The 25,693-nt window shown below is 40.8% G+C and carries 22 protein-coding genes; 11 read left to right on the plus strand and 11 right to left on the minus strand.

Annotated elements, in window-relative coordinates; genetic code table 11:
• Nucleotides 1-56 precede the first annotated feature (56 nt).
• Entirely contained in the window at nt 57-1,655 is a 1,599-nt protein-coding gene (locus tag BUC10_RS17670) for a LamG-like jellyroll fold domain-containing protein (RefSeq protein ID WP_165614857.1), read from the minus strand.
• A 58-nt stretch (nt 1,656-1,713) separates the two neighbouring features.
• Nucleotides 1,714-3,621: an acetate--CoA ligase gene (acs, locus tag BUC10_RS05570; protein WP_073176947.1), complete on the minus strand. Its 1,908-nt coding sequence runs from the start codon at nt 3,619-3,621 to the stop codon at nt 1,714-1,716.
• A gap of 121 nt (nt 3,622-3,742) precedes the next feature.
• Between acs and BUC10_RS05575 the strand changes: the two genes are divergently transcribed.
• Nucleotides 3,743-4,606: an AraC family transcriptional regulator gene (locus BUC10_RS05575; protein WP_073176948.1), complete on the plus strand. Its 864-nt coding sequence runs from the start codon at nt 3,743-3,745 to the stop codon at nt 4,604-4,606.
• Nucleotides 4,607-4,684: 78 nt separating this feature from the next.
• The gene (locus BUC10_RS05580) at nt 4,685-5,440 is read left to right on the plus strand and encodes an SDR family NAD(P)-dependent oxidoreductase (protein ID WP_073176949.1); all 756 of its coding nucleotides are present in this window, start codon (nt 4,685-4,687) and stop codon (nt 5,438-5,440) included.
• 37 nt (nt 5,441-5,477) lie between these two features.
• On the opposite strand, the gene BUC10_RS05585 is transcribed toward BUC10_RS05580, so the two are convergent.
• The 4 genes from BUC10_RS05585 to BUC10_RS05600 form a co-directional block, all read right to left on the minus strand.
• On the minus strand, nt 5,478-7,253 hold the full coding sequence (locus BUC10_RS05585) for a sodium:solute symporter family protein (protein ID WP_073176950.1): 1,776 nt from the start codon (nt 7,251-7,253) through the stop codon (nt 5,478-5,480).
• Nucleotides 7,254-7,256: 3 nt separating this feature from the next.
• The gene (locus BUC10_RS05590) at nt 7,257-7,511 is read right to left on the minus strand and encodes a DUF4212 domain-containing protein (protein WP_073176951.1); all 255 of its coding nucleotides are present in this window, start codon (nt 7,509-7,511) and stop codon (nt 7,257-7,259) included.
• A 94-nt stretch (nt 7,512-7,605) separates the two neighbouring features.
• Nucleotides 7,606-8,562 carry a phosphoribosylaminoimidazolesuccinocarboxamide synthase gene (locus BUC10_RS05595; RefSeq protein ID WP_073176952.1) on the minus strand — a complete coding sequence of 319 codons (957 nt, stop codon included), beginning with the start codon at nt 8,560-8,562 and terminating at the stop codon, nt 7,606-7,608.
• A gap of 5 nt (nt 8,563-8,567) precedes the next feature.
• On the minus strand, nt 8,568-9,521 hold the full coding sequence (locus BUC10_RS05600) for a PhoH family protein (RefSeq protein WP_073176953.1): 954 nt from the start codon (nt 9,519-9,521) through the stop codon (nt 8,568-8,570).
• 122 nt (nt 9,522-9,643) lie between these two features.
• Between BUC10_RS05600 and BUC10_RS05605 the strand changes: the two genes are divergently transcribed.
• The 5 genes from BUC10_RS05605 (at nt 9,644) to dnaN (ending at nt 14,411) form a co-directional block, all read left to right on the plus strand.
• Nucleotides 9,644-10,474, plus strand: coding sequence for an SAM hydrolase/SAM-dependent halogenase family protein (locus BUC10_RS05605; RefSeq protein ID WP_073176954.1), 831 nt, complete (start codon nt 9,644-9,646; stop codon nt 10,472-10,474).
• Complete coding sequence (locus BUC10_RS05610; RefSeq protein ID WP_073176955.1) at nt 10,475-10,774, plus strand: putative quinol monooxygenase; 300 nt, start codon at nt 10,475-10,477, stop codon at nt 10,772-10,774. It begins immediately after the preceding gene.
• An 11-nt stretch (nt 10,775-10,785) separates the two neighbouring features.
• The gene (gene gldF / locus BUC10_RS05615) at nt 10,786-11,517 is read left to right on the plus strand and encodes a gliding motility-associated ABC transporter permease subunit GldF (protein WP_073176956.1); all 732 of its coding nucleotides are present in this window, start codon (nt 10,786-10,788) and stop codon (nt 11,515-11,517) included.
• Nucleotides 11,514-13,178, plus strand: coding sequence for a gliding motility-associated ABC transporter substrate-binding protein GldG (gldG, locus tag BUC10_RS05620; protein ID WP_073176957.1), 1,665 nt, complete (start codon nt 11,514-11,516; stop codon nt 13,176-13,178). The genes gldF and gldG overlap by 4 nt, the downstream gene beginning before the upstream one ends.
• Nucleotides 13,179-13,292: 114 nt before the next feature.
• Nucleotides 13,293-14,411, plus strand: a complete 1,119-nt coding sequence (gene dnaN, locus BUC10_RS05625) for a DNA polymerase III subunit beta (RefSeq protein WP_073176958.1) — start codon at nt 13,293-13,295, stop codon at nt 14,409-14,411.
• A 53-nt stretch (nt 14,412-14,464) separates the two neighbouring features.
• On the opposite strand, the gene BUC10_RS05630 is transcribed toward dnaN, so the two are convergent.
• Nucleotides 14,465-14,824: a DUF4870 domain-containing protein gene (locus tag BUC10_RS05630; protein ID WP_073176959.1), complete on the minus strand. Its 360-nt coding sequence runs from the start codon at nt 14,822-14,824 to the stop codon at nt 14,465-14,467.
• An 86-nt stretch (nt 14,825-14,910) separates the two neighbouring features.
• Here BUC10_RS05630 and mnmE point away from each other — a divergent pair, with 86 nt between their 5' ends.
• Both mnmE and BUC10_RS05640 read left to right on the plus strand, forming a co-directional pair.
• Entirely contained in the window at nt 14,911-16,281 is a 1,371-nt protein-coding gene (gene mnmE, locus BUC10_RS05635; protein WP_073176960.1) for a tRNA uridine-5-carboxymethylaminomethyl(34) synthesis GTPase MnmE, read from the plus strand.
• 51 nt (nt 16,282-16,332) lie between these two features.
• The gene (locus BUC10_RS05640; protein WP_073176961.1) at nt 16,333-17,076 is read left to right on the plus strand and encodes a tyrosine-protein phosphatase; all 744 of its coding nucleotides are present in this window, start codon (nt 16,333-16,335) and stop codon (nt 17,074-17,076) included.
• On the opposite strand, the gene BUC10_RS05645 is transcribed toward BUC10_RS05640, so the two are convergent.
• The 4 genes from BUC10_RS05645 to BUC10_RS05660 are packed head-to-tail and all read right to left on the minus strand — an operon-like array spanning nt 17,077 to nt 23,367.
• The gene (locus tag BUC10_RS05645) at nt 17,077-19,461 is read right to left on the minus strand and encodes a GumC family protein (RefSeq protein ID WP_073176962.1); all 2,385 of its coding nucleotides are present in this window, start codon (nt 19,459-19,461) and stop codon (nt 17,077-17,079) included.
• Between the two features lie 26 nt (nt 19,462-19,487).
• The gene (locus tag BUC10_RS05650) at nt 19,488-20,264 is read right to left on the minus strand and encodes a polysaccharide biosynthesis/export family protein (protein WP_073176963.1); all 777 of its coding nucleotides are present in this window, start codon (nt 20,262-20,264) and stop codon (nt 19,488-19,490) included.
• A 38-nt stretch (nt 20,265-20,302) separates the two neighbouring features.
• Complete coding sequence (locus tag BUC10_RS05655) at nt 20,303-22,243, minus strand: polysaccharide biosynthesis protein (RefSeq protein WP_073176964.1); 1,941 nt, start codon at nt 22,241-22,243, stop codon at nt 20,303-20,305.
• Nucleotides 22,240-23,367, minus strand: coding sequence for a DegT/DnrJ/EryC1/StrS family aminotransferase (locus BUC10_RS05660; protein WP_313785434.1), 1,128 nt, complete (start codon nt 23,365-23,367; stop codon nt 22,240-22,242). Before BUC10_RS05660 ends, BUC10_RS05655 begins: the two co-directional genes overlap by 4 nt.
• Before the next feature lie 259 nt (nt 23,368-23,626).
• Between BUC10_RS05660 and BUC10_RS05665 the strand changes: the two genes are divergently transcribed.
• The gene (locus BUC10_RS05665) at nt 23,627-24,064 is read left to right on the plus strand and encodes a hypothetical protein (RefSeq protein WP_131819050.1); all 438 of its coding nucleotides are present in this window, start codon (nt 23,627-23,629) and stop codon (nt 24,062-24,064) included.
• 136 nt (nt 24,065-24,200) lie between these two features.
• Nucleotides 24,201-25,232 carry an NAD-dependent epimerase gene (locus BUC10_RS05670; protein WP_073176967.1) on the plus strand — a complete coding sequence of 344 codons (1,032 nt, stop codon included), beginning with the start codon at nt 24,201-24,203 and terminating at the stop codon, nt 25,230-25,232.
• Nucleotides 25,233-25,693: the final 461 nt, after the last annotated feature.

Genomic DNA, 25,693 nt, shown 5'->3' on the forward strand with positions numbered 1-25,693 from the left:
TGGCCTTGCCTTACACCAAGCTCCAACTTTGGTGATTTTGGGTGCTTTCCTTGATTTTAATCTATTCGGAAAACGGTCAAGACCCCTGCATGATCAGAGGGAAACATGATGGGATGGTAATCCACTACTTTGGATTCAATTGCGCTAAGCGCTTCGCCCTGGTAATAGATATAATCAATTCTATCCCGCAATCCGTATTTATTTGATGAAGTTGCAGCTCTTGGGGTCCATGTGAAACCTGGGTCAAGCAATGGATCAATGTATAATTCTCTATAACTATCGATGAACCCAGCATCGGCCATTTCCATGCTTACGGGCCATTTTACCTTCCTTTGGTAATGTATCCCTTTGGTTTCCTCGATCCAATCCAAATGAGAGCCTACATTAAAATCCCCAGACATAATAATTGGTACCTCGTTAGACTTTTTGAGATAGGGTGCAATTTCCATAAGTATGGACTTTACCTCTGCATGGCGAGTTTTTCCTTCATCAGCGATCAACTGTTTTGGTGATTTCTTTCCTTCTATTACCTCCTGTCCATAATCCGGAAGGTAGTGCAGCCAAGTATCAAAAAAGATTAGGTCTCTGTTTTTTCCTAACCGAAGCTGCGCCCCTCCAAAATTGAAGGGTTTAAAGGCAGTAATCGTGCTTGTAATTGGATATTTGCTCATTATGGACAGATTGGAACTGATCAAATAAAAGTGATATCCCAAAGCATCCGCTATAATTTCACCTGATCCATAAGTTTCAATTAAACCAATAATATCCGCATTGGTTGCTTTTATAGTTTCTATAACCCGCTGCACGCCCACAGCCTCACCATATCTATGTCCCCCGTGCCATATATTCCATGCCAAGACCTTTAAATGTTGTGGTTTGATTTCTTCCTCAGGTTCTTCGTTGTAAGAATAAAATTCGGTATATAGATCATGGATTTCCTCGGAACTAACAACTCTATCCCAAATCTTAATCTCATCTATGAAACCATTAAAGGCATTCCATTGCGCATAGGACCCGTATTCCCATTTTTCATCAGACCCTCCAATAACGGTTCTTAATTTCGCATGCAAATCCCCAATCCCAGGAGTGTTGTATATGGCGACATTTTTCCCGTTAAAATACATCCATACTTCTTCTTTGTCTTGATCGACCGTGAATGCAATTTGGTGCCATTCCCCATCATTAACTCCTTGTCTGCCAGCAGTTGGTCTGTACGCATATTGATTTTTACCGTCATGCAACTCCAATGCCCAAGCACCGTTACTTTGGGTGTAAAGTTGCCATCCTTTTGCTTCAGGGTCATTGGCCTTTTTGTTCCCCATAATAGGGGTACCCATCAAGGCATTGGGTAAGGTTTTAACCCATGTTACAATGGAAAAAGACTGTCCATCAGAGAATGGAAGCAGATTATCCTCTACCTTAATCGGCCTTCTCAGCGATGCATTGGCAGAAAGATCCAAAGCCCGACCAGATATTCCCGGAGCGAACTCGGATTGCAGCAAATCCGCTATGTAAACTGCATCCTCTTTAGCGGTAATAGTCTCTTCAAAACTATGGGCATCAAAATCTAATTGAAAAATTGGGTCTTGCGCATTGATCTCTCCAGAAAAATGGGCCATTACCACTAAAGCGCCTAAAATTCTCAAGACATTCATCTCTAGCAAGGTTGTTTTTAGTACTTCCAACCTACTGCAATCATAAGAACTAGGTTTCTTACAAGGCCTCATCCATAATTTTTTCAACCACTTCAGGATTCAAAAGTGTGGAGATGTCACCCAGATTTCCAGTGTCTTTTGAGGCAATTTTACGCAAAATACGTCGCATGATCTTTCCACTTCTGGTCTTCGGCAAGCCTGGAACAAATTGAATCTTGTCCAGCTTCGCAATGGGCCCAATATGTTCCGTGATCATTTGGTTGATTTCTTTTTTCAGATTGTCACGATCACGGGACTCACCTGTTTCCTTCAGAATTACATAGCCATAGAGAGCATTCCCTTTTATATCGTGAGGAAAGCCTACAATGGCCGATTCAGCAACTGCAGGGTGCTCATTGATAGCATCTTCTATTGGAGCGGTTCCTAGGTTGTGGCCCGAAACGATGATAACGTCATCCACCCTACCTGTGATTCGGTAGTAGCCAACCTCATCACGTAAAGCACCATCACCTGTAAAATATTTTCCCTCAAAGGCGGAAAAATAGGTATCCTTGTACCGCTGATGATCTCCCCAAATAGATCTTGCTATGGAAGGCCATGGGAATTTTATGCACAAACGTCCATCCACCTGATTTCCTTTGATTTCCTTTCCATGCTCATCCATAAGTGCAGGCTGAACTCCTGGCATTGGTAAGGTGGCATAGGTGGGCTTGGTCGGAGTTGAAAACGGAATCGGTGAAATAAGTACACCTCCTGTTTCTGTCTGCCACCATGTATCCACAATAGGGCATTTTTTCTCCCCAACATGATCATTATACCAGTGCCAGGCCTCCTCATTGATGGGTTCACCCACAGTTCCCAGTACCTTAAGACTTGAAAGATCATATTCGGTGACAAAATCCAAATTTTCCTTTGCCAATGCCCGAATCGCGGTTGGAGCAGTATAGAATTGGGTGACCTTATGTTTTTGTACAATCTCCCAAAAGCGACCAAAATCCGGGTATGATGGAACACCTTCGAACATTACCGTGGTAGCTCCGTTGGCCAAGGGTCCGTAGACGATATAGGAGTGTCCCGTAATCCAACCAATATCTGCTGTACACCAATACACATCCTCCTCCCTATATTGAAACACATTTTTAAAGGTGTAGGCCGTGTAAACCATATAACCTCCCGTGGTATGCATCATTCCCTTGGGCCTTCCTGTGGATCCTGAAGTATAAAGAATAAAAAGTGGATCTTCGGCCTCCATAATTTCTGGAACACAATCGGAGTACGCTTTCTCCAAGAGTGGGGCCAACCACTTATCCCGACCTTTTTCCATATGGATCTTAGCCCCAGTGCGCTCGGTCACCAAAACGGTCTCCACTCCCGGACATTGGGTAAGGGCTTCATCCACAATACCTTTTAGGTCGATGGTTTTTGCTCCACGGTAGGAACCATCGGAAGTCAAGACCATTTTTGCCTCGCAATCGTTTATACGCGTTGCCAGGGCTGTTGAAGAAAATCCGGCAAAAACCACGGAGTGGATTGCACCAATGCGGGCACATGCCAGCAAGGAAACAGCCAATTCTGGAATCATGGGCAAATAAATCACCACCCTATCCCCTTTTCGAACGCCTTGGTCTTTTAATACGTTGGCAAATCGACACACCCTTTCATGCAACTGTCGATAGGTAATGTGCTGTGCTTCCTCATCAGGATTATTGGGTTCAAAAAGGATTGCTGTTTTATCGCCGCGAATTCTTAAGTGGCGATCAATACAGTTGTCAGTTATATTAAGCTGAGCGCCATCAAACCATTTGATCTCTGGCTTGGAGAAATCCCAGTCAAGAACAGAATTCCATTTTTTCCGCCACACAAAATGTTCCTCGGCCACCTCCTCCCAAAATCCTTCTGGATTCCGGACCGATTTCCTATAGACCTGAAAATATTCTTCCAAATGTTTAATGTGGTAGTTGCTCATGGGTTAGTTGAAAATTTTGTGAACTCTAAAAATAGTAAAAAACCCATCTATTTAATAGGGATTCAATATTTATCGACGTAAGGGTTTTGCGTAACTTCGACCTACTACGGAGCATAGACGAATGACCAAGATTAAAAGATACGATCTTCATAAAAACGACCCTTCCAAGCTTCATTTTGAGGTAAACCATGCCAAAAATTACCTTGACAAGAATTGGGAGCATGCCACAGTACCACATAGACATAGCTTTTACCAACTTATTTGGTTCAAGGAAAAAGGGCGCCATTATGTGGATTTTGAAGTAGTCGAACACGATGCCAACTCGGTCTTTTTTGTCAATAAAAATCAAATTCATTATTTCTGTCCCGATTCGCCCAATACTGGTCTTTTGTTTCACTTTAACGAAGAGTTCATCAATCTGCACGGACCAAAACAATTACAGCGTTTTTCCACCACCATTTTCAATGAAATTGGAAACAGGTCCGTGAATCTTTCACCTTCCGAGGTGCAAAAATTGGGGCTTATAAGCTCTTACATTGAGTCCGAAATCATAGCACGGGAAGATAACTATAAGGAGCAGGTGTTTCACCATTTCCAGACCATCCTGTATCAAGTCGAACGTTTGAGGGCAAAAGAAGATAAGCTGGACTTGGACGCAAATGCTGATTACAAATTGGCCGCACAGTTTAAAAGATTGATTCAAGAACAAGTAGGCACTTTCAACTCTATCGAATCTTATGCTGATAATCTTGGAACAAACCCAAAAACACTTACCCGAATATCCAAAAAATTTCTTCTTGGGACTCCAGGTCAAATCATCAAGGAAACCAAATTACTGGAGGCCAAACGTATCCTTTCCAACCAAAAAACCAGTATCAAGGAGACCGCTTATACCCTTGGTTTTGAAGACCCTACCTATTTCACCAAGTATTTTAAACAAGGGACAGGCATCACTCCAAAAGAGTTTCAGAAAAGACTGCGCTAATTTACCAGAACTGGTCGGAGTATTACCATTTTTTAATTTAAATGGGGCGGAACTTTGTAGCATCAAAAACAAATACGAATGTCTAAACAAGCATTGATAGTAGGTGGTACGACCGGAATGGGAAAGGCCACCGCAGAACTTTTACTTCAAGATGGCGTGGAAGTCATCATTATAGGAAGAAATGAGAACAACCTTGCCAGCGCCGCTAGGGAGTTGGCAGTACACGGTAAGGTCAAAACCATCGCCCTAGATCTTAACGATTTTGGTGCGGTTACCCTATTTAATCAAGAACTTAAGACAGAAGCTCCGAATCTAAAATATGTGGTTAACGCAGCCGGCTATTTCAGTCCAAGACCATTTTTGGAGCATGAGGAGGGTGATTATGACACCTATCACAATTTCAACAAGGCCTTCTTTTTCATTACCCAAGCTGCCGGAAAGATTTTGACAGCTAACGGTGGTGGTTCCATTGTCAATATCGGTTCCATGTGGGCAAAGCAAGCCATTAAGGCCACACCTTCCTCTGCATATTCAATGGCAAAAGCCGGTCTACATGCCTTGACACAACATTTGGCCATGGAATTAGCTGAGCATAATATCCGAGTGAATGCAGTGTCACCTGCCGTTGTAGTTACTCCCATTTATGGAGCCTTTATCGAGCAAGATAAAATTGAAGAGACGCTGCAAGGTTTTAATGATTTCCATCCCATTGGACGGGTAGGACGTGCAACCGACATTGCCAACACCATACACTTTTTGTTGACAGACCAAAGCTCCTGGGTCACCGGAGCCATTTGGGATATTGATGGCGGAGTAATGGCTGGAAGAAACTAAATTTTGAAGGGACCCATTGACCAAAGGTTGATGGGTTCTAATGATCCATTGCTTCGCCCGCACCACTGGGGATGCGTATGTCCTCAACAATTTGTTGCACTGCTTCCGGGGGTTTTGGAGTGAATGAGGAAATTGCAAGTGCCACTGCAAAATTCACCAACATGCCCACGGTTCCAAATCCTTCCGGGGAGATGCCAAACCACCAATTATCTGCACCACTAGTCTCTGGATTGCCAATCCAACCCAATTTGAAACGGGCAATATAATAGGTGGTGATTCCAAGACCAGCAATCATACCCGTTATCGCCCCTTCCCTATTCATGCGTTTGCTAAAAATGCCCATGACAATGGCGGGAAAGAATGACGAGGCTGCCAAACCGAACGCCAACGCCACCACAGAAGCTACAAAACCGGGTGGGTTGATTCCGAAATAGCCGGCAACGATGACAGCCAAAACTGCCGAAAGTCTGGCAATAAGCAATTCTTTTTTGTCCGAAATATCTTTGGCAAACTGTTTTTTGATCAAATCATGGGAAATGGAAGTGGAAATCACCAACAACAATCCAGCTGCTGTGGACAATGCTGCAGCCAATCCACCTGCAGCTACCAGGGCAATAATCCAGTTGGGTAATCCAGCTATTTCAGGATTCGCCAATACCGTAATATCTCGGTCCACATAGAGTTCGTTTGAAGAACTGCTGGCGTTTGAAATCAACCGTTCTCCCGAGGCTCCCCGCCCGACTTCGAAAAGTGGTTTTTTGCCCTCGATAGCAGTTCCGGGAAGATATTGGATTTTTCCATCTCCATTTTTATCCGTCCAAGCGATAAGACCGGTTTCCTCCCATTTGGTAAACCAAGATGGGATTTCAGCATAAGGTTTGTCCTCAACAGTTTCCATCAAGTTGGTTCTGGCAAAAACTGCAATGGCAGGAGCCGTGGTATATAAAATTGCAATAAACAACAGGGCATAACCTGCCGATTTTCTAGCATCACGAACCTTGGGCACGGTAAAAAACCGAATGATTACATGGGGCAGTCCAGCAGTACCCAACATCAACGCTGCGGTTATAAAAAAGATATCTGTAGTGGACTTGGTACCATCTGTATAAGCGGTAAATCCTAAATCCGTCATCAACCCATCCAATTTATCCAATAAATACACCCCGTCTTCCCCAGCAGAACCAAATCCAAGTTGCGGTATAGGATTTCCCGTAGCCATGATGGAAATAAAAATAGCGGGCACCATAAAGGCAAAAATGAGAACGCAATACTGCGCCACTTGGGTATAGGTAATGCCTTTCATCCCTCCCAAAAAAGCATAGAAAAGTACCACTGCCATTCCAATATATACTCCCGTATTGACCTCAACATCCAAGAACCTGGAAAAAACAACCCCAACTCCGCGCATCTGACCTGCCACATAAGTAAAGGACACAAAAAGAGCTGCGACCACAGCAACTGTTCGGGCTACATTACTATAATATCGGTCACCTATAAAATCTGGTACTGTAAATTTTCCGAATTTCCTAAGGTAAGGTGCCAACAGCAAGGCGAGCAATACATAACCTCCGGTCCACCCCATCAAGTATACGGAACCGTCGTATCCAGAAAATGCAATAATCCCAGCCATGCCCAAGAAGGAAGCAGCGGACATCCAGTCAGCGGCCGTGGCCAATCCGTTCGCCAATGGCGAGACCCCTCCCCCAGCCACATAAAACTCCTTGGTTGAACCGGCTCGAGACCAAATGGCTATTCCAATATATAGGGCAAATGTGATTCCAACGATGATAAACGTCCAAGTTTGTATTCCCATAGCCTACTCGTTTACCTTGTATTTTTTGTCCAATTTGTTCATCAATCGGACATAGATAAAAATTAGCGCCACAAAAACGTAAATGGAACCTTGTTGGGCAAACCAGAAACCTAGTTTAAAACCTCCCAAGCGAATCGTATTCAGTTCATCCACGAGAAGAATGCCGAATCCATAGGAGACCAAAAACCAGATTAGAAGAAGTATGGCGAGGTATCGTAAGTTTTCCCGCCAATATTTGATGCGTTGCTGTTTGTCCATTTCAAGGTTGGTTTATTCTTGAAATATATGAAATCTGAAAAGAAGACCCCAGTTAAATTAGAGCATCACACAAAAAGCATGGGAATATTGAAATTTACGCAAGTGTATTAAGGTACTGGGCAACGTTGTTTCCGATACGTTCCTGAATACTGGAAAGATCCGCCCTAACGAAGTCTTCACCAGTAATGCTCTCGTACAATTCGATGTAGCGCTCAGAAACAGATTCAATATACGTATCGCTCATGGGCGGCACCGTCTGTCCCTCCAAACCTTGAAAGTTATTGGAAATCAACCACTGACGAACAAATTCTTTGGACAGCTGTTTTTGAGGTTCTCCATTGGACTGCCTTTCCTCATAACCGTCCGCATAAAAATAACGGGAAGAATCAGGTGTATGGATTTCATCAATTAGTACAATCTCCCCTTGTTTAGTTTTCCCGAACTCGTATTTGGTGTCCACCAAAATCAGTCCCCTTTTGGCAGCAAGCTCGGTTCCTCTTTGAAAAAGGGCCTTGGTATATTTTTCAAGCACTTCATAGTCCTCTTTTGCCACAATTCCACGCTCCAAAATTTCCTCTCTGGAAATATCTTCGTCATGGTCACCCTGTTCCGCTTTGGTTGCCGGCGTGATTATAGGTTCTGGAAACTTATCGTTCTCTTGCATTCCCTCGGGCATTGGCATTCCACACAACATACGTTTTCCAGCCTTGTATTCTCGAGCCGCGTGACCCGACATATAGCCTCGAATCACCATCTCCACCTTAAAAGGTTCGCAAGCTTTTCCAACCGCCACATTCGGGTCTGGTGTTGCCAATAGCCAATTGGGAACAATATCCTCGGTGGCCTGCATCATTTTGGTGGCAATCTGGTTTAGAATCTGCCCTTTAAAGGGTATTCCTTTGGGCATAACCACGTCAAAGGCAGAAAGGCGGTCTGTGGCAATCATTACCAAAATATCATTTTGAAGGGTATATACTTCCCTAACCTTTCCTTTATAGACTTGTTGCTGTCCCGGGAACTGAAAATTGGTATCCATTAGGGTATTGGACATGGGCGCTAGTTTTGGTGCTCTATATTTTTATAGGCGTCTATTACTTTTTTCACCAGTTTATGTCGAATGACATCCTTATCATCGAGATAGACGATACTGATGCCCTCAACATTCTTAAGAATAAGGAGCGCCTCCTTAAGACCCGAAATAACCCGTCTTGGTAAATCAATCTGTCCAGGATCACCAGTCAATAAAAATTTGGCATTTTTTCCCATACGGGTCAAGAACATCTTCATCTGGGCGTGGGTAGTGTTCTGGGCCTCATCAAGAATTACAAAAGCATTATCGAGCGTTCTCCCTCGCATAAATGCCATGGGAGCTATTTGTATCGTCCCATCCTCGATGTACTTTTCCAGTTTTTCTGGAGCGATCATATCGCGAAGTGCATCGTACAAGGGTTGCATATAAGGATCAAGCTTTTCTTTTAGATCTCCTGGTAAAAAACCAAGATTTTCCCCTGCTTCCACAGCTGGGCGGGTTAAAATAATTCGCCGTACCTGTTTTTCCTTCAAGGCCTTGACTGCCAACGCCACCCCAGTGTAGGTCTTCCCTGTTCCTGCTGGTCCGATAGCAAAAACCATATCATCCTTCTTACAGGCATCCACCAATCTCCGTTGGTTCACGGTTTGAGCTTTTATTAGCCTTCCGCTGACCCCATGTACCAAAACTTCACCGCTACTTTTGGAGGAAGTAAGTTCTTCCTGGCCATTGCTTGTGAGCACACGTTCAATCATATTCTCATCCAACTTGTTGTATTTGGCAAAATGATTGGTGAGCATATCAAAGCGTCTATCGAACTCCTCTAGGAGTTCTTCATCACCGTAGACCTTTATTTTGCTGCCCCTCGCAACTATTTTTAGTTTTGGGAAGTATTTTTTAAGTAGTTCAATATTCTCATTCCGCTGCCCAAAAAAGTCCTGTGGGCTTATCTCCGTCAATTCAATAATAAGTTCGTTCAAAAAAAGTGGGCTGTTTTAAGGTTATTTTTGAAGAAAAGTATTCTTTCTTTTTTATTTAATTTTATCCCACAAACTTAACCAAAAATCAATTTGAGCACCGAAAAACATATCAACAGTATTGCATGGCAATCATAACGTTAACTACGGATTTTGGACATAAAGATCACTTTGTAGGTGCTATTAAAGGAACAATCCTGAACAATCTCCCCGAGGTCAATGTTGTTGATATTTCCCACGCGGTGAGTCCATTTAATATCCAAGAGTGCGCTTATATCCTTAAAAATGCTTATCAAAATTTTCCAGAAGGCACGGTACATATTGTAGGGGTGGACTCTGAATTATCCCCTGAAAACCAACATATTGTTGTACAGGTAAATGGGCAATTTATCATTAGTGCCAACAATGGGGTCATTTCGTTGATCACTTCCGAATCTACCCCAGATAAAATAATGGAAATTGATATTCCCAAACTTAACTTAAGTTCATTTCCAGTCTTAAATGTTTTTGTGGAGGTAGCCTGCCATATCTCCAGGGGAGGTAAACTGGAGGTCATAGGGAAGCCCTTTGAACAACTAAAAGAGCTTAAAGAATTTGAACCAAGAATTACCAATAATGGCAACAGCATCGTTGGTAATGTGATTTACATCGACAACTACGGAAATGTTATCACAAATATTCAGCGTGGGCTTGTTGAGGCATACCGGAACGGAAGGGAATTTGAGATTATTGCAAGAACCAATAAAATCAGGAATATCCATAACAGTTATAACGGCATCATCAATTACGAGCTGGACAGGACGCAACGCAAAGGCCCCGGAGATGCACTGGCATTGTTTAACAGTGCGGGTTACGTGGAACTGGCCATCTACAAAAGTGATTTGAAAACCGTTGGCGGTGCCTCTACTCTATTAGGGCTGAACTACAGGGATACGGTAACCATAAATTTTTTATAAATGCTGATACGGATTGTAAAGCTGACTTTTAAACCCGAAAATATTCCTAGTTTTGAGCGGCTCTTTGAGACCTCACAACCCGGAATTTTAGCGTTCAAGGGTTGTAGATTGGTTGAAGGATACCAAGATGTTAAAAACCCTTGTGTGTTTTTCACCTACAGTCACTGGAAAGAGGAAAACGATTTGGAAAATTATCGTAATTCTGATTTTTTCAAGGAGGTATGGAGCAAGACCAAACTTCTGTTTTCGGAAAAACCTGAGGCATGGAGCGTACAGCAATTACCAATGACCACTAAATAATAAGCAATACCGTGTTCGCTATTTTTAAAAGAGAAGTACAATCATTTTTCACCTCCCCCATCGGGTACTTGATCGTTGGTCTGTTTTTGCTCCTTAACGGACTCTTTCTTTGGGTCTTCAAAGGAGATTACAACATATTAGATTACGGGTTTGCAGATTTGGGCAATCTGTTTCTTTTGGCACCCTGGATTTTTATCTTTTTGGTCCCGGCAATTACCATGAAGAGCTTTTCCGAAGAACGTAAAGTGGGAACCTTGGAGTTGTTGTTGATAAAACCCATTTCTACGTGGAAACTTGTTCTGGGAAAGTTTTGGGGAGCATTTCTATTATGTGTTATAGCGGTAGTACCGACCTTAATTTATGTTTGGGCCATTTCAAAACTGGGAATTTCTGAAGGAAATTATGACCTGGGTGTTGTTATCGGCTCTTATTTCGGGCTTTTATTTTTGATGGCCTCCTACACCGCAATTGGGATATTTACCTCTACTCTTTCCGAAAACCAAATTATCGCCTTCATTCTGGGGGTACTTATTTGTTTTGTTTTTTTTAATGGATTCGAAGCTCTTTCCACCCTGTTTAGTTCGGGGGAAACACTCCGTCTTGTTAAAACCATGGGGGCTAAAGCTCATTTTGACAGTATTGGGAGAGGTATTCTGGATACTAGAGATTTGGTTTATTTTATATCAATCACCCTCCTGTTTCTGTTCCTGACAAATGAACGCCTAAAACAACTGCCGAAATGATGAAATTCTTGGTGTCAGTTTTGAAAGCCCTGAGCGCGGTCATTATTATTAATGTTGCGGCCCAATATCTCTACACACGATTAGATCTTACCGAGGACAAAAGATTTACGCTTTCCGAACCATCCGTACGGATTGCCAAAAAGTTGGATGCTCCGGTAATCGTGGATATTCTTTTGGACGGAAACATACCCGCTGAGTTCAACCGATTGAAGATAGAAACCGCACAATTGTTGACTTCTTTTCGTTCTGAAAACCAAAATATCCAGTTTAATTTGGTAAATCCCCTTGAGGATGAGGCGCAAAGGCAGCAAACCATAGCCGATTTACAACAAATTGGTCTGACCCCGGCCAACGTTACGGTCGAAGAAAATGGGAAAATCTCCCAGGAACTTGTCTTTCCTTGGGCCATGGTGAACTATCAAAACCAAACGGTTAAGGTACCCTTACTGAAAAACAAGCTCGGTGCATCAATGGAAGAGCGCATCAACAATTCCGTCCAGCAATTGGAATATGCCTTCGCAGATGCTTTTACGAAACTTTCCATAACCGAAAAAAAGAGAGTAGCAGTTATCAAAGGTAATGGAGAGTTAGAGGATTTACATATTGCTGATTATCTCACCACCATTAGGGATTATTATAATATTGGAGCCATTACATTGGATTCAGTGGCTTCCAACCCTCAAAAGGTTTTGGATCAGTTGCAAAATTTTGACCTCGCCTTGATTGCCAAACCCACCGAAGCTTTCTCCGATGAGGAAAAATATGTCATGGATCAATTTATGGTCAATGGAGGTAGGTCTATATGGATGATCGATCAGGTTGCCATGGAAGTGGACAGCATATTTAAGGGCGGAGGCAGTGCACTCGCCTTACCAAGAGAACTAAACCTGAAGGATTTCTTCTTCAAATATGGCATTCGGATCAATCCGGTTTTGGTAAACGACCTTTATTTTACACAGATTGTGTTGGCCTCCGGAGATGGGAACAATTCCCAATACAATCCTGTGCCTTGGTACTACAACCCCATGGTTTTTTCACAGAACAACCATCCTATAAACACCAATATTGAAGCGGTCCGCTATCAGTTTACCAGTACTATGGACGTACTTCAAGACAACTACAAGCACACGGTGCTGATGCAAAGCTCGCCACTCTCTAAAACAGAGGTCGTGCCGAAGCAAATAGGACTTGATATTTTGAACACCCCTCCGGACAAGACAACCTACAACAACGGAGAGCAACCGTTAGCGGTATTGATTGAAGGTCAGTTTACCTCTGTTTTTAAGAATAGGGTGAAACCAGTCGACCTAAATGCTTATTTAGAAGAAGGTCCGGAGAACAAGATGATTGTAATTTCGGACGGAGATGTCATCAAAAACCAAGTAAGAAATGGGCTACCCTTGGAGTTGGGCTACGATAAGTGGACGAATAGTTCTTATGGCAACAAGGAATTTTTGGTGAATTGTATCAACTATCTTTTGGATGACAGGGGACTCGTAAACATAAGGAATAAACGAGTTTCCATTCCTTTACTCGATGTTGAAAAAATAGCTGAACAGCGAACAAAATGGCAACTTATAAACATAGGGATTCCCGTGTTGATCACGCTTTTGCTCGGAATTGGGTTCAGCCTATACAGAAAGCGGAAATACACGGTCTAAGTGTTGATAAATTTGTTTCTTTGCTTGAAGCTTTTAAGATATATTTGTTTTTATCCATTTAATGGTCTTTGACGATTATGAACAAAGAGGCCTAATTCTAAAAGAATTTCTTGAATGAAGTTTATCGTATCAAGTACATATTTATTAAAGCAATTACAGGTTTTAGGTGGTGTTATCAACAACAGTAACACGCTACCCATCCTTGATAATTTTTTGTTCGACCTAAAACAAAACCAGTTAACCGTTTCCGCGTCGGATTTGGAGACTACAATGAGTTCCGTCCTAGAAGTGGATTCGGATGCTGAGGGAACCATTGCCGTTCCCGCAAGACTTTTATTGGATACGTTGAAGACTTTCCCGGAACAACCCTTGACTTTTGTTGTTGAGGATAACAATACGGTGGAGATCAGCTCCAACCATGGAAAATATGCATTAGCGTATGCAGATGGAGCCGAGTTCCCGAAAGCGGTTGAAGTTTCCAACCCTAGTTCCACTACCCTTTTGGGAGATATTTTGGCCACGGCTATCACCAAGACCATTTTTGCTGCAGGCAATGATGATCTGAGACCGGTGATGAGCGGTGTGTTTTTTCAGTTTTCCACAGAGAACTTGACTTTTGTAGCCACGGATGCCCATAAACTGGTAAAGTATCAACGAAATGATGTAACGGCTTCGCAAGTGGCCGAGTTCATCATGCCCAAAAAACCTTTGAACCTTTTAAAAGGCATTCTCGCCGGTTCAGAATCGGAGGTAACCATTGAATACAACGATAGCAATGCCAAGTTTGTTTTTGATAATTCTGAATTGATCTGCAGACTTATCGATGGGAAGTATCCCAACTATGAGGCGGTTATTCCAAAGGAAAATCCAAATAAATTATCCATTTCAAGGAATCAGTTTTTGAGTTCCGTGCGAAGGGTTTCCATTTTTTCAAATAAAACCACGCATCAAATCAGGTTAAAAATTGCTGGAGCGGAATTGAATATTTCTGCGGAAGATGTTGATTACAGCAATAAGGCCGAAGAACGACTTTCCTGCGCTTATCAGGGTGACGATATGCAGATTGGCTTTAATTCCAGGTTTTTGGTGGAAATGCTGAACAACCTTTCGTCTGATGAGGTTTCCTTGGAAATGAGTCTCCCCAATCGGGCTGGAATATTGACCCCGATAGATGGATTGGATGAGGGTGAGCATGTAACCATGCTTGTCATGCCGGTAATGCTGAACAACTAACTCAATACCAACCTAAAATAGCAAAAGCGGGAATCTAGATTCCCGCTTTTCGTTTATATAAAAGGTATGGTCATAAAATAAGAGGGTGCCTCGCCATTGGCTGCTTTGATGGCATTTACGATGGGAAGAACGAATCCCAAAATCGCCACACTTATAAGTCCAAGTATTCCCAGACCTAGGAGCAGAATTGCCGGAACACTAACAATGATGTACAACAACAGGCTTAGCTGAAGGTTAATAATGGCCTTTCCATGTTCATTCATTCCCTCTACCGATTTTCTGGCGGATAACCAAATAATTAACGGTACAATGAATCCCCCAAAGCCTGTCACATAATGCAACAGCTGTGTGAGGTGCGCTACAGACAACAAAGTGTTGTCTTTTCTAACTACGTTTTGATTGATGACTTCCATTTTTGATTGATTTTAATGATGTACCATATATGTATTGATTTAAGACAAAATGTTACAACATTGGGGTATTTCGTATTTTTGCGCTTATGGTTTATTCAGACACCATTGTGGCCATGGCCACTGCTCCTGGCAAAGGAGCCATTGCGGTAATACGGATTTCGGGAACTGATGCGATTGATATCGCCCATAAGTGCTTTCAACCCAAAAAGAGCAAGGATATTAGAAAGCAAAAAAGCCATACCATTCATTTGGGGCATATCATTTCCGAGGGTAGAGTTTTGGATGAAGTTTTAGTGTCCATCTTTAAGGGGCCCAATTCGTATACGGGAGAAAATGTTGTTGAGATTTCATGTCATGGTTCACCTTACATCCAGCAACAAATTTTGCAACTGTTTATGTCTTCCGGTTGTAGGATGGCAGCCCCTGGGGAATTCACCCTAAGAGCCTTCTTAAACGGAAAAATGGACCTTAGTCAAGCCGAGGCCGTTGCGGACCTTATCGCGAGCGATAGTAAGGCTTCTCATGAGGTAGCAATACAGCAAATGCGTGGTGGTTTCAGTCATGAAATCCAAAAATTGCGTGAGGAGCTACTAAATTTTGCGTCTTTAATCGAACTTGAGCTGGATTTTTCCCAGGAAGATGTTGAATTCGCCGACCGTACTCAATTTTCGGAATTACTTACAAGAATAAGTGACGTTTTAAAAAGGCTTATAGATTCTTTTGCACTTGGAAATGTCATTAAAAATGGAATTCCCATTGCCATAGTGGGGAAGCCCAATGTTGGGAAGTCGACCTTGCTCAATGCCCTGCTTAACGAAGAACGTGCAATAGTCAGCAATATTCCGGGAACCACCCGGGATACCGTGGAAGACCAAATCACTATCGAAGGAATTAATTTTCGGTTTATAGATACTGCTGGAATCCGGGAGACACGAGATGAAGTTGAGCAGATTGGAATCGAAAGGACCTTTGATAAAATCGAAAAGGCCAAGCTTGTCCTGTTTTTGTTTGACGGTATCGAAATTGATCTGTCAGAATTGAAAAAGATTAATGAGAAATTTCCGGAAAAAGAGGTTCTACCCATTTGCAATAAAGTGGACCTTTTGACCAAAGATCAAAAATTTGAATTGCAAAACCGGGTTACAGATTTGATTTTTCTTTCCGCTAAAGAGAAAGTTGGGGTTGCCGAATTGGAACAAAAGCTGACTTCATTGGTAGTATCCGGTGGACTGGATGGAGACGGGACCATTGTAACAAATAGTCGTCATTACCAGGCACTTGTAAGGGCTTTGGAAGAAATTCAAAAAGTGAAGGAAGGTATGGATCTAGGGATTTCTTCAGACCTTATGGCCATCGATATTAGACAAGCACTTTTCCATTTGGGAGAAATTACGGGCTCGGTCACCACGGATGATCTATTGGGAAATATTTTTTCTAATTTTTGCATCGGGAAATAAGGGACATATGTCGCAAAGATATCCCTTATATTTACCATCCAAATTTTAGTCATGTTCAGCTTTTTTCAAAGGAAAATCTATTTGGTAGATTATCTACATGGGTTTGTGGATATGCACAACCATATCTTGCATGGAATTGATGATGGAGCGAAAACCATTGAAGACTCAATTGATTTAATAAAGGGATTCTCGGAATTTGGGGTAACCAATTTTATCTGCACACCCCATATTATGCACAACTACTACCCAAATACCCGAGAAACTATAGTTCAATCTTTTAAAGCTCTGGAAAATGAGCTGGAGAAGCTTGGAATGACCCATATCAACATAGACTTTGCTGCTGAGCATATGATAGATGATAACTTTGAGCATATCCTGGAAAATCATGAAGTCATTCCTTTGAGGAAAGAATATTTACTTATCGAAATGTCTTACTTGCAGCCTTCCATAAACTTTAACAATGCGATTTCTGAAATTACCGCTCAACGCTTCTATCCCATTTTAGCACACCCAGAAAGATATGCCTATTTTCATCAAGAAAGCGGCATATACGAAACTCTTAAAAATCAGGGGATTTTGTTTCAATTAAATTTGCTTTCCCTAACCTCGGAAGCATATGGGAGTAGTGTTCAAAAATGTGCCCTAAGGCTATTGGAAAAAGGGTTAGTAAATTTTGTTTCCTCTGATATTCACAACAGTCGCCAACTTCAAAAACTAAAAGACATAAAACTATCCAATACGGAATTGAATCTAATTCTTCCGATACTAGAAAATACTATTGACAGCTTTTATTGATTAGGTAAATTTCCACCATTTCTTAACTGATTTGCCATAGCCGTAGCCGTATTTTCCTCCATAGCCAAGGTTAGTTTCATCGACTCCGTTAACGATAAAAGACAAATTCTTTAACTTTCCTTCTTCATTCAATTTTAAAGGAAATTCTATTACTTTTCTCTCCGTCATACCTGCCCTAGTGACATACAGGGTTTGATCCGCATATTTACTTATCATAAGAGTGTCGGAGACCACCATAATAGGTGCTGTATCCACTATAATATAGTCGTAACGTTGCCTCACGTAAGTAATAAGCTCGGCCATTCGTTCACTCATCAATAACTCGGCGGGATTAGGAGGAATCTTCCCCGAATAAATCACATCGATTGCCTGATTGTGACTTAACATGGATGTAATGATGTCTTTAGACTCCACATTCCCATCAACCAAGAAATCCGTTAGACCTAGTTCATGATTTCCAGAAGATTTCCCAAGCTTATTCCTGTTTTTATCTGAATAAAAGCGATTAATCTTTGGATTTCGAATATCAGCCCCTAATAGTAATACCTTTTTATTTGTGTTGGCATAGATCATGGCCAAATTGGAAGCTACCAATGTTTTACCTTCTCCTGGTACGCTTGAGGTGATGAATATGGTATTTCCCCCGGCATCGGAGGTCTTTTTCTTTGATTTTAAAATGTAATCCAGATTTGTGCGAAGAATCCGCAAAGATTCAGCCAGTACGGTTCGTTCATTGGTTTTGACCAGCACATTTTCCTTTCTTGGGATTTTGGGCAACTCAGCCAGTACAGGAATATTTCCAACCAATCTCTCCAATCCAATCTTATTCTGAACTTTGTTATTCACCAAATTTTTAATGTAAATAACAGAAAATGGAAGCAATAACCCTAGAATCAGGGAAGCCAACATAATGATAGGTTTCTTTGGAGAAACCGGTAATTCACTTACCAAATATGCGTCATCAATAATTTTGGATTTGGGAGAGGCCGACGCAAAAGTTATCTGAGCTTCTTCTCTTTTCTGCAATAAGTACAAATAAAGCGATTCCGTTGTTTGTTGTTGCCTGGTGATATCCCTAAGGGCACGTTCATTTCTAGGCGCAGAATATATTCTTGAATTTATTCTTGACAATTGACTGCTTAAGCTATTGACCTGAAGTGCCAAATTATTTGTGACACTGTTCAAACTTGACCTCATACTACGCTTTAGACCATCCAATTGTTGGTCCAGATTAACTATTATTGGGTTCTTTTCATTAGAACTTTCCAATAATCGCTTGCGTTCTAAAGCCAAATCGTTGAATCTAGCTGTTGTAGTTGCTATCGTTGGGTCTGCCAAGCCAACATTGGCAGGTAACAATTCATATCCATTTTGACCGTCGATAAGGTCTTTCATGGACGACGCAATATCTAGTTGAACGGAAGCATTTTGAAGTTCTTGTTGGCTAGTAGCACCAATATTAAGATTTACGCTAGTTTGCGTTGAAATATCAGCTATTCCTCTCCCAGCCTTAAAATCCTCTGCACTCTGATCAACAGTAGATAAATCACCATAAATATCCGCAATCCGATCGTTTATAAAGTTAGAGGTTCTATCAGCTATTGCTTTCTTATCCTGAATTGCACCTTCATTATAATTTGCTACCATCATATTTAATATGTCCTTCCCCTTTTGTTTTATGGGATCCTGCAAAGAAATTGTGATGATATTTGACGATAACTCGTCCATAACAAAGATTTCAATCCTTTCTTGGTAAATTTCAGCAACCATTGCCAATGGTTTAACACTAACCCTATATGTTCTGTCCTTAAGATTATCAAAACTTGTGAGATTTGGTGTTACTATAACTTCACCTGCCGCCGTATTAAATGGTTTGCCATAAGGGTATATATCTAAGGGGCCATCTTCTGTTGAAGCATACTCAAAGGAAGAGTCAGATTTTAAGCTAATAAAAAACTCTGTGTCCGTGTTGTTCACAATTGAGTCTGACGCGAGGAAATTAACGTTAAATGGTGAATTAAGGTAAGTTTCGGTATTTCTTATGTTTCCTACTTCAATTATGCTCCTGTTTAACTCCAATTTTTTAACTATCTCAATAATATTCGCGCGAGAACCTAGTATTTCAATTTCATCACTAATTTCTCCACCACCTCCGCCGCTTAAAAATTGTAAATCCTTAAAGGCTGCTAGTTCAGAGTTGGAAGTCTGGTCGTCAAGAATCTGAATCTTTGACTTTATTTCATACCGCGGCGTCTCATATCGTATTTGGAGAAAACCAAGAGATAAAGCAATAATCACACATATTAAAAACCATTTCCAGTTTTTAAAATAAGGTTTTACCAAAGCCTTGTAATCCAAGGTGCTTTTTGAAGTTGTAGAACTCATGAAATAATCTTTGGAATGGGAATGGATTAATTTCGGGTTAAAATAAGGACTGTCGAGGTAATCAATACTGATGCTATTGAAACATATATTCCTGCTCTTTGATCAAGAGATGTCTCCTTAATTCCAGATTTGTTGGGCTCTACATAGACCACATCATTTTGAGTAAGGTAATACACTGGAGACTTGACCATGTCCTTAGAAGTCAAATCAATGCGGTTATATACCTTAGTGCCACTAAAGTCACGTATCACAAGAACATTGTTGCGCATTCCTCTTATGGTAAGATCACCGGCAAAACCTAAAGCTTCCAAAATCGTCACCTGCTCTCCATTCACGGGATAAGTTCCGGGTTGATTGACAGCACCGAGAACAGTGACCGTGAAATTCCGAAGTCTAATGTTGATAATAGGGTCTTTTAAATAATCGGATAGCCTATCACGCAGAAGCAGGCGTAGCTCGTCTGGAGAAAGACCGGCTATTTTAAGTTTTCCAATAACAGGGAAATCAATTTCCCCGGCCTGATCCACAAGATAATCCACTTGCTCAGGCCTAAATCCACCCTCTGCTGCTCCTCTCATAAGGTTAAATGGAGCACTTGCCTCAGGATTTAGGGATGAAACGTGAATGGAAACCAAATCATCTACCTTAAATTTTGATACAAAAGTGTTATTGTCCACCAAAGTTTCAAAACTACTAGTGTCCTGAAAATACACCACGTCTTTTCGAGATGCGCATGAAGAAAGGATCAAAAGGGGTAATATGAAGTATAGATTGAATCGTAAAAAATGGTTTGCTCTTGTCATATCAGGAGTAGATTTTATGAATTTAAATACGAAGTATATTAGGATTTAACGGGATTCAATGAAGCCTTTGATTCAAAATTAACGTTTTCTTTTTTATCCAATTTGCAGAGTTCGGAATTTTTCGAAATATACTCAGGAACTATACTCTTCATAAGTTGAACAGTATCTTCATTAAAAAACATATTGCTAATACAAAGCTGATCGATCTTCGACCTTAGATCCGAATAATCAAGTTCTCTTGTCTTACTGATCTTAATCTTTTTATGGTAGGTTGGCAAGGTATTTTCCCCATCGGCCAGTAATTCTTCATAGAGTTTTTCACCTGGCCTCAAGCCTGTAAATTTTATCTTGATGTCCTCAGGATATTGCAATCCCGATAGCTTTATCATGTTCTTTGCCAAATCATATATTTTTACAGACTCGCCCATATCGAAAATAAAAATCTCCCCTCCTTCACCCATGGCTCCGGCCTCCAAAACCAATTGGGAAGCTTCAGGTATGGTCATAAAATATCTGGTTATATCCTTATGGGTAACTGTCAAGGGGCCACCTTGTTCAATTTGCTTTCTAAATAATGGTATAACCGACCCATTTGAGCCTAAAACATTACCGAAACGAGTGGTAATAAATTTTGTCCCACTTTGCTGTTGCATACAACTAACATAAATTTCGGCTATGCGCTTGCTGGCCCCCATCACATTTGTCGGATTTACAGCCTTGTCCGTAGAAATTAAAACAAACTTTTCAACTTCATGCATTATAGACAAGTCAGCAATTACCTTTGTACCGGCAATATTAATTTTAATCGCCTCATAGGAATTATACTCCATTAAGGGCACATGTTTGTAGGCGGCAGCATGAAAAACCATATCAGGTTTATGCTCCTGAAAGATTAGATTCATGCGATTTTTGTCACGAACATCACCAACAATGGGAACAAAATTATGGAAGCCTTTCTGCTTAAGTTCTTGCTGCAAATCATATAATGCAGATTCCGCCTGATCTATAATTACCAAAGAACGATAGTCATAGCTACAGATTTGCCTAACTATTTCGCTTCCAATGGATCCGGCACCTCCCGTGACCACTATACTCTTATCATTAACTTCTTTGGAGATTTTTGAGTTGGCGATGTTAATTGGAACTCTATTCAAAAGATCCTCAATTTGAACATTTTTTATTTGTGAAGCTTTAAGTTCTCCATTTATCCAATCTTCTACAGGAGGGACAATTTTAACCAACACAGGGAAATCTACCAATCCCTCAACCAATTCCTTCAAACGTTTGTGGGTAATGTTTTGGATACAGAAAATCACTTCAGAGATACCTTTTTTGAGAATAAAATCCTCTGTCAAGATTTCAGGCGCATAAACCGTTACACCATTGATCAGTTTTCCAATCTTTTTCTTATCATTATCCACATATCCTATAACCTTAACATTGGTCTTAGAATGATTGGTAATTGCACCATATGTCAATATTCCTGATTCTCCTGCACCATAAATCAATACATTCTTAGAAGTATTGACCCCATTTTCATTGAACATGTTCAAGAAAATGGATTTGAAAATATATCGTGATGTTACCAACGCAATAAAACTGATCAAGCTATTGATAATTATTATGGAAAGTGGAATTGTGAAATTTTCCACCAACTCAACTTTTTTATTGGTGATCACCAAGAATATGGTTAAAATACTTGCCAAACAGATGGCATTAAAAATGTTGTAAACATCCCTTACTCCTGTATGCCTTACAACCCCCTTGTACGAGCCAACCACCAAAAACGAGAGCAGTGCTATTGTTGATATCCAGGGAATCTGCACAAACAGTTTTTCAACATCAAAATTGAAGGTGAGATTGAACCGAATGAAATATGATAGAACAAATGATATGGCTACGATTGCAACATCTATAGCTAACACGAGCCACTTTGATGCATACCTTTCAACTTTTGAATTAAGGTAGTTTTGTATCATAATCCTGTTGATTTAATAATTTGTACTACGCGATCTAAATCTGAAGTAGATAAATTAGACCCGCTCGGCAAACACAATCCCCTTTCGAACAAATCTTCTGAAGTCCCATCAGTGAAATGAAGCTCATTTTCAAAAACCGGCTGCAAGTGCATAGGCTTCCACAACGGCCTTGATTCAATATTTTCGTCTGCCAAAGCCATACGTATCTTCTCCCTGGTCTCAAAAGAAGGAGTAAGAAGACAGCTTAGCCACCTGTTAGAAAATAGACCCTCTGGTTCAGGTAGAAAAGATAGGTTTTTCAAATCTTTAAGTGCTTCAGTATAGTACCTGAAATTCCGGCGCCTGGCCTGCACCCTATCCTCCAATACCTCCATTTGCCCCCTTCCAATACCAGCAAGTACATTGCTCATACGATAATTGTGACCTATCTCGGAATGTTGGTAATGCGGAGCATTGTCTCTGGCTTGAGTAGCTAAAAAGACAGCTTTGTTCCTATATTCCTTATTATTGGATACTAAAGCTCCTCCACCGGAGGTAGTTATAATTTTGTTTCCATTAAATGAAAATATGGCTATGTCCCCAAACGTACCGCATTTCACTCCTTCCCAAGAACTGCCAAGAGCCTCAGCACTGTCCTCCAGTACAGGAATTGAGTACTTTCTGCCCAAAGCATGAATTTTGTCCACCTTATAGGGCATCCCATAAAGATGTACGGCAATGATTGCCTTTGGCTTTTTCCCTGCATTCAGTCTATGCTGAATAGCTTCTTCCAAAAGTTCAGGAGATAAATTCCAAGTATCACGCTCACTATCAACGAAAATTGGTCGAGCTCCCAAGTAAAAAATTGGATTGGCCGAAGCGGAAAAAGTGAAGCTTTGACAAAGCACCTCGTCGCCATGGCCCACCCCCATTAATTTTAGCCCAAGGTGAATCGCAGCTGTACCAGAACTCAACGCTGCCACGTGGACATTATTTTCTAAGTAGTCGGCTATAGCATCTTCAAAACTGGTAACATTAGGTCCCAAAGGAGCTATCCAATTGGTCCTAAAAGCTTCATCAACATAGCCTTGTTCTGTGCTTCCCATATGAGGAGAGGAAAGCCAAATTTTGGTTTGTGTTTCCACGAGGTTGTTATTCTGTAAGATTTATTTAATTCTTGTCGAATCAAAAGTAGCTATAGTTTTAATCCAAGGGTCAAAAATTGGGGATAATTCGTTTAAGAATTGAAAAACATCGGCTAAAGGGCTTTTTGAGATTGAAATGTCCAAAATCATAAGACCTAAATCCTTCACCCATCCCCATAATCAAATAAAAACTCATTCGTGACCATAGGATATTGAGTTATTTGGTAATATTTGTGCTTTGAAACCATAAATGCAGGTTATGAATAAAGTTGTCAAAACCCGTTATGTTAGAGCGAAATGCTTGGGAGGGGGCACTGCATCTGTTATTGCAAATCATCTTCAAAAAATAAATTTCGCTGAAATTGACATCAACCCAAGTTACTACTATTTGGAAGACCTAGAGCCATCACTCTGCAGTAATGTTTTTCGGAAAGAAAATTGTAATTTACAATTTGACATTAAAAAAAACACCCAACACTCCTCAGAAACAAATTCAATTTTTATGACCAATAATTTATTGGGTGAAAAGGCAGGGAATTACCACATACACCACCACGGTTTCCAAAAAAACAGAAGATATGATTACTTAAAAACCTCTGAGTCAGATTTAAACCGAAAACTGTTAAATACCACCAAAGAACCTGTGAAGGCAAACAAAAAAAGCTCAAGGGATCACTATCTTGCCCAAATGGGATGAATTCAGATATTTGGATTAGCAAAGGATTTTTTAAGCATGTTAGTGTAAAACCAGTCCATATGTGCATTGGAAGGTAATTACCAGAAAACCAAAAAATGAAAGTCATAGAGTTTACATACATTAAAATGGGGCAGCAATGAAAGTATTGATCACCGGAGCAGCTGGATTTATAGGTTTCCATGTTTCCAAAAGTCTTTTGGAAAGAGGACATGAGGTGGTGGGCCTAGACAATATTAATGATTACTATGCGGCTAAATTGAAGTTTGACAGATTGGAACAGCTTGGTATTTCACAAAGAGAGGCGGAGGAGTGGAATTTACTAAGCAAGAGTGCTTTATACAAAAATTTTCAGTTTATTAGGCTAGGGTTGGAAGACCGTGAAAACCTTCCGAAATTGTTCGCTGCACAATCCTTCGATTCGGTTTGTAATCTCGCAGCGCAGGCAGGGGTGCGCTATAGCTTGGAAAATCCCCATGCTTACGTAGACAGTAATTTGGTAGGGTTTATCAATATATTGGAGGCCTGCCGACATCATGAGGTAAAACATTTGGTTTATGCGAGTAGTTCAAGTGTTTATGGTTTGAATAAGAAAATTCCTTTTGAGACAACAGATAGAGTTGACCATCCAATAAGTCTTTATGCGGCAACAAAAAAGAGCAACGAGTTGATGGCGCACACTTATAGCCATTTATTCAAACTGAATACCACTGGTCTTCGCTTTTTTACCGTGTATGGCCCTTGGGGAAGACCGGATATGGCAATGTTTCTTTTTACGGATGCCATCCTAAATGGCAAATCCATCAAAGTGTTCAATCATGGTGAACTAGAGCGCGACTTTACCTATATAGACGATATTGTGAAAGGAGTAGTTCAAATTATTGAGTCCGGTACCGATAACAAAAACCCAGAGGATATACCTTACAAAATTTACAATATCGGAAACAACAAGCCCGTCAAACTCCTAGATTTTATAAAATCTTTGGAAAAATGTTTGGGAATTAAGGCGAAGATGCAAAAATTACCCATGCAGCCTGGAGATGTAACAAGAACAATGGCCAATGTGGACAATCTTATCAACGACTACGACTATAGGCCAAATACTGCCATAGAAACGGGAATCGAACATTTTGTGAATTGGTATAAGGACTACTATTTAAACCAGCCTTAGTTCGCTCTAACTAATCCCTCACATATTCCATGGTAAAAAAACCTACATGTTTGCACCTGGGGGATGAATATCTATGAATCATGTTTGGGTGGGCCTCCATCCAAATCCGAATACAGGCTTAACAAGAACACAGATGTTTTATTTTCCAATACGTCAATAATGCATTCTATTGCCCATTTAAATCATGCAATGGTTATTAGCCCTGTTCATACATAAACCTATCCCTTGAACAAAGGGAAGAGTTGGTCTTTGATAAGTGAATGGAATCTTCCCCCCCCTTTGTGGGCAATTCGAAATCTGTGAAGGTAGTGTTAAAAAAAATTACCGTTTATCGAAAAGTTAATCGACGAACGTCCATATCATGCTTTACCATCGTAATATTTGCATTGTAAAAAAACGATAGACGTGCAGTTTATCGAATATATCAGAGTTTTCACCGAAATATTTAAATTTTTAAATAA

It is taken from the genome of Flagellimonas flava (assembly GCF_900129665.1).
Classification (GTDB): domain Bacteria; phylum Bacteroidota; class Bacteroidia; order Flavobacteriales; family Flavobacteriaceae; genus Flagellimonas; species Flagellimonas flava.